Source organism: Streptomyces sp. NPDC102406 (assembly GCF_044765725.1).
Taxonomy (GTDB): domain Bacteria; phylum Actinomycetota; class Actinomycetes; order Streptomycetales; family Streptomycetaceae; genus Streptomyces.
The window spans coordinates 37434-55669 of record NZ_JBIWKP010000006.1 but is presented as its reverse complement, the minus strand read 5'-3'; the positions used below and the strand labels follow the sequence as shown (position 1 = coordinate 55669).

The 18236-nt window shown below is 71.4% G+C and carries 12 protein-coding genes and 1 pseudogene; 6 read left to right on the top strand and 7 right to left on the bottom strand.

Annotated features, from left to right (window positions below; translation table 11 throughout):
• Positions 1–121 precede the first annotated feature (121 nt).
• The gene (locus tag ACIRF8_RS24275) at positions 122–1960 is read right to left on the bottom strand and encodes an acyl-CoA dehydrogenase (protein ID WP_404217589.1); all 1839 of its coding nucleotides are present in this window, start codon (positions 1958–1960) and stop codon (positions 122–124) included.
• A 219-nt stretch (positions 1961–2179) separates the two neighbouring features.
• Here ACIRF8_RS24275 and ACIRF8_RS24270 point away from each other — a divergent pair, with 219 nt between their 5' ends.
• From ACIRF8_RS24270 to ACIRF8_RS24260, 3 genes are all read left to right on the top strand, one after another.
• Complete coding sequence (locus ACIRF8_RS24270; RefSeq protein ID WP_399059865.1) at positions 2180–2647, top strand: SseB family protein; 468 nt, start codon at positions 2180–2182, stop codon at positions 2645–2647.
• Between the two features lie 138 nt (positions 2648–2785).
• Positions 2786–3751, top strand: coding sequence for a pirin family protein (locus ACIRF8_RS24265; RefSeq protein WP_404217588.1), 966 nt, complete (start codon positions 2786–2788; stop codon positions 3749–3751).
• Between the two features lie 164 nt (positions 3752–3915).
• Positions 3916–5010 (top strand): AI-2E family transporter, encoded by a 1095-nt coding sequence (locus ACIRF8_RS24260; protein ID WP_404217587.1) that lies wholly within the window; start codon positions 3916–3918, stop codon positions 5008–5010.
• On the opposite strand, the gene ACIRF8_RS24255 is transcribed toward ACIRF8_RS24260, so the two are convergent.
• Entirely contained in the window at positions 4941–7133 is a 2193-nt protein-coding gene (locus tag ACIRF8_RS24255) for a SpoIIE family protein phosphatase (protein ID WP_404217586.1), read from the bottom strand. The two genes, ACIRF8_RS24260 and ACIRF8_RS24255, sit on opposite strands and share 70 nt — an antisense overlap.
• A gap of 135 nt (positions 7134–7268) precedes the next feature.
• On the opposite strand from ACIRF8_RS24255, the gene aspS reads away from it, so the two are divergent.
• Positions 7269–9035, top strand: a complete 1767-nt coding sequence (aspS, locus tag ACIRF8_RS24250) for an aspartate--tRNA ligase (RefSeq protein ID WP_404217584.1) — start codon at positions 7269–7271, stop codon at positions 9033–9035.
• A 267-nt stretch (positions 9036–9302) separates the two neighbouring features.
• A pseudogene (locus ACIRF8_RS24245) lies at positions 9303–9461 on the top strand (Uma2 family endonuclease); the annotation flags it as partial.
• A gap of 37 nt (positions 9462–9498) precedes the next feature.
• Here the strand turns inward: ACIRF8_RS24245 and metG are convergent.
• The 3 genes from metG to ACIRF8_RS24230 all read right to left on the bottom strand — a co-directional run bounded on the left by metG (position 9499) and on the right by ACIRF8_RS24230 (position 14277).
• Positions 9499–11223 (bottom strand): methionine--tRNA ligase, encoded by a 1725-nt coding sequence (gene metG, locus ACIRF8_RS24240; protein WP_404217583.1) that lies wholly within the window; start codon positions 11221–11223, stop codon positions 9499–9501.
• A gap of 139 nt (positions 11224–11362) precedes the next feature.
• A complete protein-coding gene (locus ACIRF8_RS24235) occupies positions 11363–13084 on the bottom strand; it encodes a VWA domain-containing protein (RefSeq protein WP_404217582.1) in 1722 nt (573 codons plus the stop codon).
• A gap of 146 nt (positions 13085–13230) precedes the next feature.
• Positions 13231–14277 (bottom strand): LysR family transcriptional regulator, encoded by a 1047-nt coding sequence (locus ACIRF8_RS24230; RefSeq protein WP_404217580.1) that lies wholly within the window; start codon positions 14275–14277, stop codon positions 13231–13233.
• A gap of 166 nt (positions 14278–14443) precedes the next feature.
• On the opposite strand from ACIRF8_RS24230, the gene snpA reads away from it, so the two are divergent.
• Positions 14444–15127: a snapalysin gene (snpA, locus tag ACIRF8_RS24225; protein ID WP_404217579.1), complete on the top strand. Its 684-nt coding sequence runs from the start codon at positions 14444–14446 to the stop codon at positions 15125–15127.
• 82 nt (positions 15128–15209) lie between these two features.
• Here the strand turns inward: snpA and ACIRF8_RS24220 are convergent, their stop codons facing one another.
• Complete coding sequence (locus ACIRF8_RS24220; protein ID WP_404217578.1) at positions 15210–17186, bottom strand: FUSC family protein; 1977 nt, start codon at positions 17184–17186, stop codon at positions 15210–15212.
• Between the two features lie 22 nt (positions 17187–17208).
• Positions 17209–18225 carry an endonuclease/exonuclease/phosphatase family protein gene (locus ACIRF8_RS24215; RefSeq protein ID WP_404218181.1) on the bottom strand — a complete coding sequence of 339 codons (1017 nt, stop codon included), beginning with the start codon at positions 18223–18225 and terminating at the stop codon, positions 17209–17211.
• Positions 18226–18236 lie beyond the last annotated feature (11 nt).

Sequence of the window (18236 nt, the reverse complement as noted above, 5' to 3'; positions counted from 1 at the left end):
ATGCGGGTGGCGGGGGACCTGCCCGCGGCGGCCCGGCCCCCACCGGGCCGCCGCGGGCAGGCAGAAGGCCCGGCACCCCGAGGGGGCGACGGGCCTCCGCCGAATTTCGGCTCGGCGGAGCCTAGAACGCCGCCTCGTCCAGCTCCATGACGTCCAGGCCCGACTCGCTGGTCGCCTGCGCCAGCTTGCGCGCGCCGATGACGCCCGGCAGGACGTTGGCCGCGAAGAACTTCGCCGCCGCGATCTTGCCCTGGTAGAACGGCACGTCCTTGCCGGAGGCGCCGGCCGCCAGCTTCTCGGCGGCGACGGCGGCACCCTTGAGGAGCAGGTAGCCGACGACCACGTCACCGGAGGCCATGAGCAGGCGCGTGGTGTTCAGGCCCACCTTGTAGATGGAGTTGACGTCCTTCTCGGTGGCGGCCAGGTCGGTGAGCATGACGCCGACGATGGCCTCCAGCTCGACCGCGGCCTTGGCCAGCGACTCGCGCGCGGCGCTCAGCTCCTCGCCGCCCGTCTCGACCGCGAGGAACTTCTTGATCTCCTCGGCGAGGCCGTTCAGCGCGGCGCCCTGGTTGCGGACGATCTTGCGGAAGAAGAAGTCCTGGCCCTGGATGGCCGTGGTGCCCTCGTACAGCGTGTCGATCTTCGAGTCACGGATGTACTGCTCGATCGGGTACTCCTGGAGGAACCCGGAGCCGCCGAACGTCTGGAGCGACTGCGCGAGCTGCTCGTAGCCCTTCTCCGAGCCGTAGCCCTTCACGATGGGCAGCAGCAGGTCGTTCAGGGCGTGCTCGGTGGTGGCGTCCTCGCCCGCGGCCTCCTTGACCTGGATCGCGTCCTGGACGGAGGCGGTGTAGAGCACCAGGGAGCGCATGCCCTCGGCGTACGCCTTCTGCGTGAGCAGCGAGCGGCGTACGTCCGGGTGGTGCGTGATGGTGACCTTCGGCGCCGTCTTGTCCATGAACTTGGCCAGGTCGGGGCCCTGGACGCGCTCCTTGGCGTACTCCAGGGCGTTCAGGTAGCCGGTCGACAGGGTCGAGATCGCCTTCGTGCCGACCATCATGCGGGCGAACTCGATGATGCGGAACATCTGGCGGATGCCGTCGTGCTTGTCGCCGATGAGCCAGCCCTTGGCGGGGTGCTTGTCGCCGAAGGTCATCTCGCACGTGTTGGACGCCTTGAGGCCCATCTTGTGCTCGACGTTGGTGGCGTACACGCCGTTGCGCTCGCCCAGCTCGCCGGTCTCCCAGTCGAACTCGAACTTCGGCACCAGGAAGAGGGAGAGGCCCTTGGTGCCGGGGCCGTGGCCCTCGGGGCGGGCGAGGACGTAGTGGAGGATGTTCTCCGACATGTCGTGCTCACCGGACGTGATGAACCGCTTCACGCCCTCTATGTGCCACGAACCGTCGTCCTGCTGGACGGCCTTGGTGCGGCCGGCACCCACGTCCGAACCGGCGTCCGGCTCGGTCAGCACCATCGTCGAGCCCCACTGCTTCTCGACGGCGATCTCGGCGACCTTCTTCTGCGCCTCGTTGCCCTCCTCGAAGAGGATGCCGGCGAACGCCGGGCCCGAGGAGTACATCCAGACCGCCGGGTTGGCGCCCAGGATCAGCTCGGCGTGAGCCCAGATCAGGGAGCGCGGCGCGGTGGTGCCGCCGATCTCCTCGGGAAGGCCGAGGCGCCAGTACTCGGCGTCCATGAACGCCTGGTACGACTTCTTGAAGGACGCCGGGACGGGCGCCGTGTTGGTCTCCGGGTCGAAGACCGGCGGGTTGCGGTCCGCGTCGGCGAAGGACTCGGCCAGATCGTTCTCGGAGAGGCGGGCGACCTCTTCGAGGATGCTCTTGGCGGTGTCGACGTCCATCTCCCCGAACGGGCCGGTGCCGTACAGCTTGTCGCGGCCGAGCACCTCGAAGAGGTTGAACTCGATGTCGCGGAGATTCGACTTGTAGTGCCCCATGGCGACGGCTCCGTAAAGGCTTGGGAGAAGACCCGACGGGGACCCGTTCGTGTCGGGTGCCGGGATCGTCCTCGTACGCGTACCAACTAGTAATCAATAGGATGCTACCCGTCGGTAATAAGGCGCAACCCCGGCATGCCAACTGTGACGAAGGCGCGCAGGGGTCCGGTTGCGGCGGCCGGGACCTGACCACCCCCGCCCCTCGGTACCCTGTGCCTCATGTACGGATACGAGCAGCACGCCGGGGGAGCCGCTGCCGGGCAGCAGTACGCGCCGCCGCAGCAGGGCGGATACGGGCAGCAGGCGCCGCCGCTGTACCCGGAGCCGTCGCCGCCCTCGCTCGCCGACGCGGTCCGCGCCTTCACCACGGGCTCGATGTCCGCCGAGGACTTCCAGCAGATCTTCGCGTCGTCGAAGGTGTACTGCCCCCGTGGCGACACCCCGGGCTTCCTCGCGCTGCACAACACCCAGCAACCGGTGATCCCCATGTTCACCACGCTCAAGGAGTTGCGCCGGTACGCGGGCAAGGAGTCCAAGTACTTCGTCATCACCGGCGCCGAGGTGATCGACCTGCTGCCCACCGGGTACGGCTTCGTCCTCGACATGGAGGGCGAGCACCGGATGGTCTTCGACGCGAAGGCGGTCGAGCAGATGGTCGACTTCGCGATGCGCCGCATGTACGGCTGAACCCCGTCCGACCAGCACATCTCATCGCTGTCACCGAACGCCCGGAGGGAATTCCCTCCGGGCGTTCGGCGTTCTGGGTGGCAGAAAGTTCTACGTTCAACTAAAGTCGAGGCACGAGGACGCCAAGGAGGCCCCAAAATGCCCGCTGTGACCGTCGAGAACCCGCTGACCCTGCCCCGTGTGGCCGCGCCCGCGGACGCCCTGGCGCGCCCCGTGCTCACCGTGACGACCGCGCCCGGCGGCTTCGAGGGCGAGGGCTTCCCCGTGCGCCGCGCCTTCGCCGGGATCAACTACAAGCACCTCGACCCGTTCATCATGATGGACCAGATGGGTGAGGTGGAGTACGCGCCGGGAGAGCCCAAGGGCACGCCCTGGCACCCGCACCGCGGCTTCGAGACCGTGACCTACATCATCGACGGCACCTTCATCCACCAGGACTCGCACGGCGGTGGCGGCACCATCACCAACGGCGACACCCAGTGGATGACCGCGGGCTCGGGACTGCTGCACATCGAGGCTCCCCCGGAGTCCCTCGTCATGTCCGGCGGCCTCTTCCACGGCCTCCAGTTGTGGGTGAACCTGCCCGCCAAGGACAAGATGCAGAACCCGCGCTACCAGGACATCCGCGGTGGCCAGGTCAAGCTGCTCACCACGGCCGACGGCGGCGCGCTGCTGCGTGTCATCGCCGGTGAGTTCGACGGCCACGAGGGCCCCGGCATCACGCACACGCCGATCACGATGGTGCACGCCACCGTCCGCCCCGGCGCCGAGGCGACCCTGCCCTGGCGCGAGGACTACAACGGCCTCGTGTACGTGCTCGCGGGCCGCGGCACCGTCGGCGCCGAGCGCCGTCCGATCCACAGCGGCCAGACCGCCGTCTTCGGCGCGGGCTCGTCCCTGACCGTGCGCGCCGACGAGTCCCAGGACGGGAACACCCCCGACCTGGAGGTCGTCATCCTCGGCGGGCAGCCGATCCGGGAGCCCATGGCGCACTACGGCCCGTTCGTGATGAACACCAAGGCCGAACTCCAGCAGGCCTTCGACGACTTCCAGGCCGGCCGCCTGGGCGTCATCCCCTCCAAGGAGCGCCTGCCGCACACGTGACCGTGCCCCGTACGCACCGCGTGCGCGCTCCCCTGAACGTGACGGCCCGCCGACTCTGCACCCGGCGGGCCGTCACTCCCTTGTAGGACGCCGATGGGTCGCCCGGTCACCCGGGCGGACCCGCCCGGCGGGTGCGTGCGGCCCGCACATGATCGTCTGGCCGGGTGCCGACCCGTCAGCAGCTCCTGCCCGAACCCGCCCGCCGCGTCGCCGCCTGGTGCGCGGTGGCCCTCCTCGTCGCCGGTGTCGCGTGGGTCGGGATCCGGCTCTGCGTCGAACTGAAGACGGCCGTCGTGCCGGTGCTGCTCGCCCTGCTCGGCACCGCCCTGCTGCGGCCCGTCTACCACGCCCTGCGCCGCGCCAAGGTCCAGCGCTCCCTCGCCTCCGGCCTCACCTGCGCACTGATCCTGGTCGTCGTCGGCGGCGCCGGATACATCGTGGTCGCCGCGCTCATCGACACCGGGGACCAGATCGTGGCCTCCGTGAAGCAGGCCGCCACCGACCTCTCCGACCGGTTCGGGACCGGCGCCCTCGACCTCGACCACCTCGCCGACAACACCCAGGACCTGCTCAAGAAGTACGGCGGCAGCGCCGCGTCCGGCGTCATCAGCGGGCTCAGCGTCGTCGGCGAGGTCGTGGCCATGGCGGTCCTCGCGCTCCTGCTCTGCTTCTTCTTCCTGCGCGACGCCGAGCGCTTCCGCGTCGCCCTGCGCCATGCGGCACCCGGCTCCGGGGAGACCCTGGAGGCCATCGCGCGACGCTCCTTCAACTCGATCGCCGGGTTCATGCGCGGCACCACGCTCATCGCCCTGATCGATGCGACCTGCATCGGCGTCGGACTGCTCGTCCTGCGCGTACCCGGCGCGGTCGGCCTCGCCGCCCTGGTCTTCGTCGGCGCCTACATCCCCTACCTCGGCGCCTTCATCTCCGGCGCGGTCTCCGTGCTCGTGGCCCTCGCCGACCGCGGGTTCGTCATCGCCCTGTGGGCGCTCGGCGTGGTGCTCGCGGTGCAGGTACTCGAAGGGCACGTGCTCCAGCCGATGATCCAGTCGCGCACGGTGCAGATGCACCCGGCGGTGGTCCTGCTCGCCATCACGGGCGGCGCCTCGGTCGCCGGGATCCTCGGGATGCTGCTCGCGGTGCCGCTGACGGCGGCGGCGTTCGGCATCCTCAGTGAACTGCGCGGTCGCTACGAGGCCGGTGGCCCCGTTTCACGTGAAACAGCCGCCGGGCCCTCCCCCGCCTCCGAGGGTTCGTAGAGCTCGAACCAGATGCACTTGCCCTCGCCCTGCGGATCGACGCCCCAGCGCTGGGCCAGCAGCTCCATCAGCACCAGGCCGCGCCCCGACGAGGCCAGCTCCCCCGGCCTGCGCTTGTGCGGCAGGTCGTCCGAGCCGTCCGAGACCTCCACACGCAGCCGCCGCGCCCCCTCGGCGCTCCGGGCGACCTCGGCGACCAGCAGCGCGTCGCCGTCGGTGTGCACCAGCACGTTCGTGGCCATCTCGGAGACGAGCAGCACCGCCGAGTCGACCTGGTCGGCGTCGGCCCAGTCGTGCAGCAGCTCCCGTATCTGCTGACGGGCGGCGGCGATCCGCTCCGGCTCGGCCTGCGCGATCGTCATGGCCGTGCGCCGGGCGGTCGAGGGCCGGCTCGACACGGGCGTGCGCCGCAGGAGCAGCAGCGCTATGTCGTCCTCGCGGCGATCGACGAGCGGGCCCGTGGTGTGGTGCGAGGACGGGCCGTGCACCACCTGGACGAGCGTGTCGGCCAGCTCCTCCAGGGCGTCGGCAGGACCCGCCTCAAGAGCCGTACGCAACCGGGCCCAGCCCGTGTCCAGGTCGTGGCCGCCCGTCTCGATCAGGCCGTCGGTGCAGAGCAGCAGCGTCTCGCCGGGCTCCAGGACGAGCCGGGTCGTCGGGTAGTCGGCGTCCGGGTCGATACCGAGGGGCAGCCCACCGGCCGTGGGCCGCATCAGGACCGTGCCGTCCGCCAGACGTATCGCCGGGTCGGGATGGCCCGCGCGGGCGATCTCCAGGACGCCGGTCGCCGGGTCGGCCTCCACGTACAGGCAGGTGGCGAAACGCGCGTCCTGGGGGCTGCCGCCGTGCACGGTGTCGCCGATGCCGTGCAGGAAGCGCGACGCCCGGGAGAGGACCGCGTCGGGGCGGTGCCCCTCGGAGGCATAGGCGCGCAGGGCGATGCGGAGCTGACCCATCAGGCCCGCCGCGCGCACGTCGTGGCCCTGTACGTCGCCGATGACCAGGGCGATGCGACCGCCCCCGGACTCCGTCCGCGCGGCGCCCCCGGGCAGCGGGATGATGTCGTACCAGTCGCCGCCGACCTGGAGCCCGCCCCCGGTCGGCACGTAGCGGGCCGCGATGCTCATGCCGGGGACCTCGGGGCCGAGGGTGGGCAGCATGGATTTCTGGAGGCCGTCCGTCAGCTCCCGCTCCGACTCGGCGACCCCGGCGCGCGACAGGGCCTGCGCCAGCATCCGGGCGACCGTCGTCAGGACCGAGCGTTCGTCGGGGGTGAACGACACCGGGTAGGCGAAGCCCGCCATCCACGCGCCGATCGTGCGGCCCGCGACGATCAGCGGCAGGAACGCCCACGACTGCCGCTTGAACCGCGCGGCCAGCGGCCAGGCCGCCGGGTAGCGGCGCTGGTAGTCGTCGGGCGAGGAGAGGTAGACCGCGCGCCCCGTCCGGCAGACCTCGGCCGCCGGATAGTCCGTGGCCAGCTCCATGTCGGTGAAGGGTCCCTCGGCACCGGCCTGGTGCCCGTGGTGGCCGATGACGGTGAGCCGGTCGCCCGCCACCCCGAACACCGCGAGCCCTTCCGGCGAGAACCCCGGCATCGAGAGCCCCGCGGCGACCCGCAGCACCTCCTCCGTCGACCCGGCCTCGGCGAGCGCCCGCCCCGCGTCCAGCAGGAACGCCTCGCGCGAGCGCCGCCAGTCACCGGTCAGCGGGGTGCGGGAGGCGGCGCCCGGCTGCGGCTCCGTGACTTCCTGGAGGGTGCCGATCAGCTCGTAGGAGTCGAGGCTGTCACCGTGCAGCACCGGCTTGGAGCGACTGCGTACGGTACGCACGACACGGCCCTGCTCGTCCATGATGCGCAGCCGGGCCTCGGCGAGGGTGCCCTCGGCGACGGCGAGCTGGACGATGCCGTCGACCTCGTTCCAGTCGGCGGGGTGGAAACGGGCCCTGACGCCCGGCTCCGTCAGAGTGACCGGTTTCCCGTCGGGCGAGGGCACTCCGATGAGCCGGGCGGCCTCCACGTCGAACGTGACGAGGCCCGCCCGGTTGTCCCACCGCCACAGGCCGGTCGCGAGAGCGGCGAGGACGTCCTCCACCGGAGGGAGGGGCTCACCAGTGCGCATGGCCCCACTCTAAGAAGAGGTCAACGCGGACGGCCACCGAGACTGATCGGAAACCGATCTTGAGGCGGCCGGTACCCTTGGGGGGTCCGGGCTGTCACCCCGGAACCCCGAATCGCGAAGGCTGGATGAACGACGATGCATCGGTACAGGTCCCACACCTGCGGCGAGCTCCGCGCCTCTGACGTCGGCACCGACGTCCGGCTGAGCGGCTGGCTGCACAATCGCCGAGACCTGGGCGGCATCCTCTTCATCGATCTGCGTGACCACTACGGCATCACGCAGCTCGTCGCCCGCCCCGGCACCAAGGCCGCCGAGGTCCTCGACAAGCTGACGAAGGAGACGGTCGTCCGCGTCGACGGCAAGGTCGTCTCCCGCGGCGCGGACAACGTGAACCCGGAGCTGCCCACCGGCGAGATCGAGATCGAGGCCGCCGAGGTCGAGGTGCTCGGCGCCGCCCAGCAGCTCCCGTTCCAGATCAACCAGGACGACGGGGTCGGCGAGGAGCGCCGCCTGGAGTACCGCTTCCTGGACCTGCGCCGCGAGCGCATGCACCGCAACATCATGCTGCGCAGCGCCGTGATCGCCTCGATCCGCTCGAAGATGGTCGCCCTCGGCTTCAACGAGATGGCGACGCCGATCCTCACCGCGACCTCCCCCGAGGGCGCCCGTGACTTCGTCGTCCCGTCCCGCCTGAACCCGGGCAAGTTCTACGCCCTGCCGCAGGCCCCGCAGCAGTTCAAGCAACTGCTGATGATCTCCGGCTTCGACCGCTACTTCCAGATCGCGCCGTGCTTCCGCGACGAGGACGCACGCGCGGACCGTTCGCCGGGCGAGTTCTACCAGCTCGACGTCGAGATGAGCTTCGTCGAGCAGGAAGACGTCTTCCAGCCGATCGAGAAGCTCATGACGGAGATCTTCACGGAGTTCGGCGGTGGCCGCGAGGTCACCTCGCCGTTCCCGCGCATCCCGTTCCGCGAGTCGATGCTGAAGTACGGCAGCGACAAGCCGGACCTGCGCGCCAAGCTGGAGCTCGTCGACATCACCGACGTGTTCGAGGGCTCGGAGTTCAAGGCGTTCGCGGGCAAGCACGTGCGCGCGCTGCCGGTGCCGGACACCGCCTCGCAGTCCCGCAAGTTCTTCGACGGCCTCGGTGACTACGCGGTCGAGCAGGGCGCGAAGGGCCTGGCCTGGGTGCGGGTCGCCGAGGACGGTTCGCTGACGGGCCCGATCGCCAAGTTCCTCACCGAGGAGAACGTGGCGGAGCTGACCAAGCGCCTCGGCCTCGAAGCCGGTCACGCCGTGTTCTTCGGCGCGGGCGAGTTCGACGAGGTCTCCAAGATCATGGGCGCGGTCCGCGTCGAGGCCGCCAAGCGCGCCGGGCACTTCGAGGAGGGCGTCTTCCGGTTCTGCTGGATCGTCGACTTCCCGATGTACGAGAAGGACGAGGAGACCGGCAAGATCGACTTCTCCCACAACCCGTTCTCCATGCCGCAGGGCGGTATGAAGGACCTGGAGGAGAAGGACCCGCTGGACATCCTGGCCTGGCAGTACGACATCGTCTGCAACGGCACGGAGCTGTCCTCCGGCGCGATCCGCAACCACGAGCCCGAGATCATGCTCAAGGCGTTCGAGATCGCCGGTTACGACCGGGAGACCGTCGAGGCCGAGTTCGCGGGCATGCTCCGCGCGTTCCGCTTCGGCGCCCCGCCGCACGGCGGGATCGCCCCGGGCGTCGACCGCATCGTCATGCTCCTCGCCGACGAGCCGAACATCCGGGAGACCATCGGCTTCCCGCTGAACGGCAACGCGCAGGACCTGATGATGGGCGCGCCCACCGAGCTGGACGAGTCGCGCCTGCGCGAACTCAACATCCAGCTCCGCAAGCCGGTCGAGAAGAAGTAGCACCGGCCCTGCGAGGAGTGCCCGAAGGGCCCGGAACCGCTGAGGCGGCTCCGGGCCCTTCGGCGTGCCGACGACCCGTCCGGAGTCACCTTCTGTGATCGCCGGGCCATTGTCGGAGGCGGCCCGTACGGTGAAAGCGGTACCCGATCCGCGATGACCCGAGTCTTGAAGGAGCGGTCCGCCGTGGTCCTTGAGCAGGACGAGTTCGAGCGACTGGCGCACGACGCCATACGGGCGAACGAGTCATTGCGCAGACGGACATCCGGCGTCTACCTGCTGGTCGACCGCTACACCTGCGAGGTGAAGGCGCACTCCCAGCCCGACGGCGTCCGTTACGAGCAGGTGGTGACCGTGCCGTCCGGCAAGACGGTCGCCCTGCCCGACCCGGTCGGGTTCGAGCTCGACACGGAGCCGTTGAAGGACTGGCCGGGGCAGGGCGGGAGCGGGCTGCCCCGGCGTCCGGTCAGGCGGCGGGGGCGCCGCCGAAGCGCTCCTTGTACGACTCCAGGTCCTCGTCGGTGATCTTCGCGAAGAGCACCGGCGGGACGGTGAAGGCGGTGCCCGCGGGGACCGTGGTCAGCGACTGCGCCTCCTCGGCGCTCACCCAGTTGCGGGTGTCGTCGGCGAGGGCGAACGCGGCGCGCATCGCGGCGGCGGACGCCGGGATGAACGGCTCGGAGACCACCGAGTAGAGGTGGATCAGGTTCATCGCCGTACGCAGGGTGAGGGCGGCGGCGTCCTTGTCCGTCTTGATCTCCAGCCAGGGCGCCTTCTCCTCCAGGTAGGAGTTGCCCGCGGACCACAGGGCACGCAGCGCCGCCGCGGCCTTGCGGAACTGGAGGGCCTCCATCTGGTTCTCGTACTCGGCGAGCAGCTCGGCGATCTGCTCGCCCAGCTTCCGCTCGGCCTCGCCGGGCTCGCCGCCCGCCGGGACGTCGTCACCGAAACGCTTGCGGGAGAAGGACAGGACGCGGTTGACGAAGTTGCCGAGGGTGTCGGCCAGGTCCTTGTTGACCGTCGCCGTGAAGTGCTCCCACGTGAAGGACGAGTCGTCCGACTCCGGGGCGTTGGCGATGAGGAAGTAGCGCCAGTAGTCCGCCGGAAGGATCTCCAGGGCCTGGTCGGTGAAGACGCCGCGCTTCTGCGAGGTGGAGAACTTGCCGCCGTAGTACGTCAGCCAGTTGAAGGCCTTCAGATAGTCGACCTTCTTCCACGGCTCCCGGATGCCCATTTCGGTCGCCGGGAACATCACGCTGTGGAACGGCACGTTGTCCTTGGCCATGAACTCCGTGTACCGGACGTCGGCGGCGCCCTCGGGCTCGTACCACCACGACTTCCAGTCACGGTTGGCCGGGTCCTGGTCCGCCCACTCCTTCGTCGACCCGATGTACTCGATCGGGGCGTCGAACCACACGTAGAAGACCTTGCCCTCGGCCGCCAGCTCCGGCCAGGTGTCCGCGGGGACCGGGACACCCCAGTCCAGGTCACGGGTGATCGCCCGGTCGTTCAGGCCCTCGGTCAGCCACTTGCGGGCGATCGAGGAGGCGAGGTGCGGCCACTCACCGGCGACCTCGTCGATCCACGCCTCGACCTCGCCCTGGAGCTTGGACTGGAGCAGGAAGAGGTGCTTGGTCTCGCGGATCTCCAGGTCGGTCGAGCCGGAGATGGCGGAGCGCGGGTCGATCAGGTCGGTCGGGTCGAGGACACGGGTGCAGTTCTCGCACTGGTCGCCGCGCGCCTTGTCGTAACCGCAGTGCGGGCAGGTGCCCTCGACATAGCGGTCCGGGAGGAAACGGCCGTCGGCCGGGCTGTACACCTGGCGGATCGCCCGCTCCTCGATGAACCCGTTCTCGTTCAGCTTGCGGGCGAAGTGCTGGGTGATCTCCGCGTTCTGCGGCGAGGAGGAACGGCCGAAGTGGTCGAAGGCGAGCGCGAATCCGTCGTAGACCGCCTTCTGCGCGTCATGGGCCTGCGCGCAGAACTCCGCGACCGGCAGGCCCCGCTCCTTCGCGGCCAGCTCGGCGGGGGTGCCGTGCTCGTCGGTCGCGCAGATGTACAGCACCTCGTGGCCGCGCTGGCGCAGGTAGCGGGCGTAGACATCGGCCGGGAGCATGGACCCCACCATGTTGCCCAGGTGCTTGATCCCGTTGATGTACGGAAGGGCGCTGGTGATGAGGTGTCGAGCCATCGGGGGCTGCTCCCAAGTCGTGACGAGGTGGTGCGCGCAGTGACGGTTTTCGGCTGCGGGATCTGGAAATCGTAGCCGACACGGACCGGCCGCCCGCGCGGTGTTTTGCTGCGCGGACGGCCGGGGGGTGTCGGGGGGGTTACGGGCGCCAGGCCGCCAGGACGCCCTCGTAGAGCTCGGCGTCGGTCAGTTCGCGGGGGGTGGGGCCCGCGTGGAAGAAGGCGGCGTTGTCCGCCTTCAGCTTGCGGAGGTAGTCGAAGCCCTTGGCGTCGTGTTCGCCGAACGCGACGAACTGGAAGAACAGCGGGTGGCTCGCCGCCTCGGCCAGGGCCTCGGTCGCCGGGCGCTGCACGTCCGGCGGGCCGTCCGTCTGGAAGACGACCAGGGCCGGGACCGTCGGGTCCGCGCTCTTCTCGTGATGCGCCACGACCTCCTCGACGGCGCGGTGGTAGCTGGTGCGGCCCATCCGGCCGGCCGCGGCGTGCCACTCGTCGATCTTGCCCTCGTACGTGTCGTCCAGAGCGAGGTCACCGGTCGCGTCGATGTCCGTCGAGAAGAACACGGTGTGGACGACCGGGGTCTCGCGGGCGTCGAGGTGGGCGGCGAGGGCGAGGGTCTGCTCGGCCAGGGCGCTCGCGGAGCCGTCCTTGTAGTAGGGCCGCATCGATCCGGACCGGTCCAGTACGAGGTACACCGTGGCCCGGGCCCCGCTGAGCCCCCGCTTCTCCAGCTCGGCGCCGGCGGCCTTGTAGGCGGCGGTGAGCCCCGGCGCGAGCGTCTTGATCTTGTCCCCGGGGTGCGCGGGCCCCGCGCTCGGGTCGACCGCGGCGGCCTTGGCGGCGGTCTTGGCGGCGGGCTTCGGCTTGGAGGCGGTGCTCTTGGGCGCGGCGGTCTTGGTGGCCGGGGCCTTCTTGGCAGGAGCCTTTTTGGCCGGGGCCTTCTTCGCGGGGACCTTCTTGGCAGGAGCCTTTTTGGCCGGAGCCTTCGCCTGCGGTGCGGGCTCGGTACGCGGCTCGGGCTCGGGCTCGGGCTCGGCCGGTTCATCGGCCACCGGCACGTCGGGCTCCGCCTGGGCGGGCGCCTCGGGCTCGGGCTGCGTCTTCGGTTCGGGTTCCGCCTGAGCGGGCGTCTCGGTCTTTACCGGTGCCTCGGCCTGGGCCGGGACCTGGGCCTTGGCCTCGGGCTCGGCCTGAGCCGGTGCCTCCGCCTGAGCGGGGACCTCGGGCTCCGCCTTCTCCTTCGCCTCGGGCTCCGCCGGTGCCTCGGGCTCCGCCTGGGCGGGCGCCTCGGGTTCGGGCTGCTTCTTCGGTTCGGGTTCCGCCTGGGCGGGCGTCTCGGGCTCCGTCGGCGCCTCCGCCTGGGCCGGGACCTGGGCCTTGGCCTCGGGCTCCGCCTGAGTCGGTGGCTCCGCCTGAGCGGGGATCTCGGGTTCCGCCTTCTCCTTCGCCTCGGGCTCCGTCGGCGCCTCGGGCTCCGCCTGGGCGGGACTCTCGAGCTCCGCCGGTGCCTCGGCCTGGGCCGGGACCTGCGCCTTCGCCTCGGGCCCCACCGGCGCCTCCGCCTGAGCCGGGACCTGCGCCTCGGCCTTCGGCGCCTCCGGCTTCGGCTTTTCCGACTCCGGAACCGGGTCCGCCGGGTCCATCGACTCCACCGGATCCGCCGGTTTCGGGACGGCCACGTTGTCGAACGCCGCCGCCACCAGGTCGTCCGCCTCTCCCCGGGACGGCCCGGGTACCTTCGGCGTCTGCGGTGCGGGAGACTCGGCCGGCGGTGCGGCTTCCGGCTCCCCCGCGGCAGCGGCCTCCGCGTCCCCCTTACGGGACCGCCCGAACGCGTTCCGCAGCAGATCCAGAATGCCCATGTGCGCAACCTTCCGCATGAGTTGGTCCCCGAACGTCCCTGGAACCCCTGGCCAGGGCGGACACGTAAGGTTAGCCGCCACTGGGCGTGATCTTGGGAAGGGTCCGCCCGTTCGGCCCCGGCGGATCGAGGCAACCGGGGGACCGCCTACGCGAACGTGCCGCCCTTTGCCCCCTCTTGCGGGGGCTGTATGTCCGGGAACGGGACGGATGCGGGGACGGATGCGGGTACGGACGCACGGGCCGCCGTGAGTTCGGGATCCAGGAAAGAAAGCCGGTCCCGGTAGGCGGGAGCCTGCTGCGCCGCCTCCTCGTACGCGGCCCGCAGATCCGGCAGCACCGCGTCGAGCAGCACGTCCGTACGGGCCGTGAGCAACAGCCGTACGCCCACCGGGTCCCCGTACAGCGGCCGGATCGCCATGTCGGCGCGGGAGCGGGACGTGGGCTGGCACAGGGTGACGACCTCGCCGGTGGCGACGAGGGACGCGGCGGTGAGGTAATCACCGTGCAGGACACGCGGCTTGAGGCCCGCGGAGCGCAGCGCTCGCAGCAGCCCGTCCCATTCACCGTCCACCGTGGGGTCGACCATCCACCGGTCCTCGGCCAGGTCGCTGAGCCGGACGACACTGAGCCGGGCGGCCGGATGGTCGGTGGCCAGGGAGACGAACTGCGGCTCGCGTTCGACCAGGACCCGGCACGCGAGCCCCGGTGGCAATCGCAGGGGGCTGCCCTCCACCTCGTGCACGAACGCCACGTCGAGTCCGCCCTCGGCGACCAGCCGCAGCAGCGCGTGCGCGGAGACGTCCACCCGCAGGGTCGGTTCGGTGCCGAGGAACGCCGCGTTGGTCCGAAGGCGCCGCAGCCACCCCGGCAGGGCGCGGCTCGCGGTGGACCCGATGCGCAGGCGGCCGGGGCCCCCGGCGGTCGCGGCGGCGGCTGCGCGGGTCTCCTCGACGAGGGTGCGCAGGTCGTCGACGAGCGGCCGGGCGCGGGTGAGCAGGACGCGGCCGAGCGGGGTGGGACGGCACCCGGTGCGCTCGCGGGTGAACAGCCGGCCGCCCACGAAGTCCTCGACGCGGCGCAGTTGTGTGCTCAACGCGGGCTGGGTCGTGCCCAGTTGGCGGGCCGCCTTGTGCAGGCTGCCGGTGTCGTCGATCGCGCACAGGGCGCGCAGGTGCCGCACGTCCAGCTCCATGAGCGTCGAGAGTAAGGCGGCCACGGAAGCCGCACCAGTGGGCGTCTCACACCACATGTCGCACCCGCACCTCACCGGCCCCGGGAGCGGTCGCCCGGCGATAACCCCGCGTTATCACCGAATGCCATCATCCCCAGGCGCCCCGCCCGCCCCCACACTCTTCTGCATGACCATGACACAACCCCCCACAGTCATCCGGATCCTCGCGTGCGCGTTCGGCGCGGGGCTCACCGTCACGGCCCTCACGGCAGGGCCCGCCACCGCGCAGACGCAGCCGCAGGCACCGGCGCAGGCGCGGGTCCACTACGACGGGTCCGCCGAGGACGCCGCCGCCAACAAGGCGTTCTTCGAGGCAGTCCTGAAGTCCGTCGCCGAGAAGCGGGCCGCGAACCCCGGCGCCGCGCAGGTCACCGTCCTGTACAACACCGCGAACGCCCCCTCGTTCCGGACGCAGATAGCGAACAGCGCGTCCATCTGGAACTCGTCCGTGTCCAACGTGAAGCTCGCGGCGACGTCGGGCGGCGGTGACTTCGCGTACTACGAAGGCAACGACTCACGCGGTTCGTACGCGTCGACGGACGGGCACGGCAGAGGGTACGTCTTCCTCGACTACGCGCAGAACCGGCAGTACAACTCCACCCGCGTGACGGCGCACGAGACCGGGCACGTGCTCGGTCTGCCGGACCACTACTCGGGGCCGTGCAGCGAGCTGATGTCGGGCGGCGGCCCGGGCCCGTCCTGCACCAACCCGTACCCGAACGCGAACGAGAAGTCCCGGGTGAACTCGCTCTGGGCCAACGGGTTCGCGAAGGCGCTGCGCAAGCTGGAGGCCGCGTCGGCCGATCGGTGAGTCCGAGCCCCACCGGCCCGCTGACGAAGTGGTGTTCTCGCGGGTCTCGCGGGTCTCGCGGGACTCACGGGTCTCACAGGTCTCACGGATCTCGCGGGTCTCGCGGGCCGGTGGGGCCCCCGCGGATTCCGATGGCACGGGTCGCCGCCACCTCCTGGCGGACCTGTTCGAGGACCCCCTCCCGGAGGCCGGGGGCGGCACCGAAATCGGCCCGTACCTCCTCCAGCACCACGGAGTCGCGCAACCCCTGGGCCAGCTCCCGCAATTGCGCGGTCACCTGGCCCACCTCCACCGGAGAGGGCGGCGGGGAACCATGACGGACCCGCACCCGCGCCGCGGTCGTCGCGTCCACGATGCGTTCGACCGAGACGACCAGGGGCCACCAGGCCGCCGCCCGCTTCCCTGTGGGCGGCGGTTCGGTGAGGGCGCGCTGGAACTCGGTGCGGATCACCGACAGGTCCCGGTACAGGCGGCGCCGCATCCGGGCCCGGGCGGCCGGGTCCGCCGTGTCGCCGAACGCGCACTCCACGTACGCCGCCGTGTCGGACACCGCGTCGGCGAGGCGGTCGCCGATGCGGGTGTGCCAGCTCTCCGGCCACAGCAGGTAGCCCGCGACGAGCGCGATGGCGCAGCCCATGAGGCTGTCGAGGAGCCGGGGCCCGAGCAGGGCGGTGCCCTGGTGGTTGAGGAGGTCGGAGAGCAGCAGGATCACCGGGGTGATGGCGGCGGTCTGGAAGGCGTAGCCGCGGGGGGTGAGCGCGGGGATGAGCGGCGCGAGCAGCAGCATGACCGGCACGTCCCACCAGCCGATCGGCACTTCGGACAGGACGGCCGCCGCGACGACGAGCCCGGCCGCCGTGCCGAGGGCGCGCAGGACGGCCCGCGAGAACACCGATCCGAAGTCGGGTTTCATGACGAACGTGATGGTCAGCGCGACCCAGTAGGAGCGCGGCACCGGCACGATCGACACGAGGGTCTGGGCGATGCCGATGCACAGGGCGAGCCGGAGGCCGTAGCGCCAGGAGGCGCCGGACAGGATGACGTTGCGGGCGCCGCGGCGGGCGCGGACCCGCAGGGCGGCGGGGTGGCCGAGCCGGTCGTCGACGTTGGTGAACTCGCTGTCCCCGGTCCGCGCCGCGACCTCGGCGGCGTGCCGTACCGCGTGGTCGAGGGCGCGGGAGGCGGGCCCGTCGGGTTCGGGCAGTTTCAGCGGCGCCCCGTCGGCGGGCCGTCCGGCGGCGATGGCGTCGGCGAGGGCGCGTACGGCGTCCGGCACCTGGGGCGGCAGCGGTACCCCGCACTGGTGGACGGCGGGCGCGGCCTCGACGATGGGTGTCACGGCGTTCAACTGGCTGACGAGCCGCACCAGTTCGGGGTTGCGCCCATGGGCGCGGGCGCGCCGGGCGAGGACGAGGTCGTAGGCGAGGTTGAGGGACTGGGTGACGGCGAGGCGGGTCTCCGCGTACGTGAGCGGGTCCTGGCCCGCGGCTTCGAGGAGGTGGGCGACGCCGCGGTAGGTGGCCGCGACGGCGGCCCGCTCCGGTACGCCGCCCCGCAGCGGCCAGGCGAGCAGGGCGAGCAGCAGGACGAGCAGGCCGCCGCTGTACATGAGCAGCGGTGCGAGCCACCACGCGCCGGGCATGGGCAGCCCCGCGCCGACGACGCAGTTGAGGAGGAGCAGCAGCCCGGAGACGGAGGCGACCGCGCCGATCGTGGAGATCATCCCGGAGACGAGGGCGACGGCCGTGACGGCGGCGACGGCGAACCAGCCCCGGCCGTTGACGAGGGAGCCGACCGTCACGCCCACCGCGCCGAAGAACTGGGGGACGGCGATGTTCAGGATGCGCATGCGGTACGCGTCCGCGGTGTCGCCGATCACTCCGCTGAGGGCGCCCATGGAGGCGAGGGCGCCGTAGGCGCTGTGGCCGGTGGCCAGACCCACCGCGAGGGGGGCCGCCATGGCGATCGCGGCCCGGGACGCCGCCGCCCAGGGGATCGGGGCGCGCTGGGGTCGCAGGGTTCTGACCAGCCAGTCAGGGGGCGCTACGCGGGGCGGCATAGGGCCATTATGCGATCTTCGCTCACCGGTCCCTGTGCTCTGCGTGCAGTGTCAGATCGACCAGCAGAGCCCGGTGGTCGGTGTCCCGCAGCTTCAGGAAACGGGCCGCGTCCGCCGAGAACTGGCCGCTCACCAGGGTGTGGTCGATCTGCGTGCCCAGCGGCGCGGGCGCCGAGGACGGCCAGCTCGGGGTGCGGGTGTGTCCGGTGAGCCGGGCGGTGTCGCGCAGGGGGCCCGCGTCGAGGACGCGGCGGAACGCGGCGTGGTCCTGGGTCGCGTTGAAGTCCCCGGCCAGGATGGTCGCGGCCCCCGGGTCGGCGGCGACGAAGTCCCGCAGCCGGTCCAGTTCACGCCGCCACACCCCGACCTGGCCGGGCAACGGCGGCATGGGGTGCGCGAGCTGGAGGCGTACCGGATGCCCGCGTACGTCCGCGACGGCGCCCGGCATGCCCATCGTGGCGGGCACGGTGGGCGCGGCCCGCAGCGGGAAGGCGCTGAGGATGAGGGAGCCTTCCGAGCCGCCCGCGCGCACGGCCCGCCGGTAGGGGTAGGCGTCCTTCAGGGTGGCGCGGCCGAGGGTGTCCTGGCAGGAGTAGTCGCACTCGGCGACGAACACGAGGTCCGGTTCCTCGCGGGTGAGGATGTCGACGAGGGCGTCGGTGCCGCGTCCGAACTGCACGTTGGAGACGAGGACGCGGACGCCGGAGACGGGCGGGCCCGTGGCCTCCGTGTCGGTGCCGTAGGGCTCCATGGTCCAGGCGAGCGCCCCGAGCGCGACGACGGCCCAGACCATGCCGGTGCGCCAGCGGGCGAGGAGAGCGAGGAGCAGCGCGGCGACGGCCGGGGCGGTGAGCCAGGGCAGGAAGGCGAGGAGTTGCGGGACGGGTGTGACGGCGTCGGTGTCCGCGGCCCGGCAGCCGACGACGGCGCTCACCCCGGCGAGCAGCAGACCGGCCGCCCATGCCCCCGCTCTGTTGACGCGGCGGCGCCCGGCGTCCTGGGGCGGGTACCGCAGGGCGTCGGGCGTCTCGTCCGTGATGTGCCGCTGAT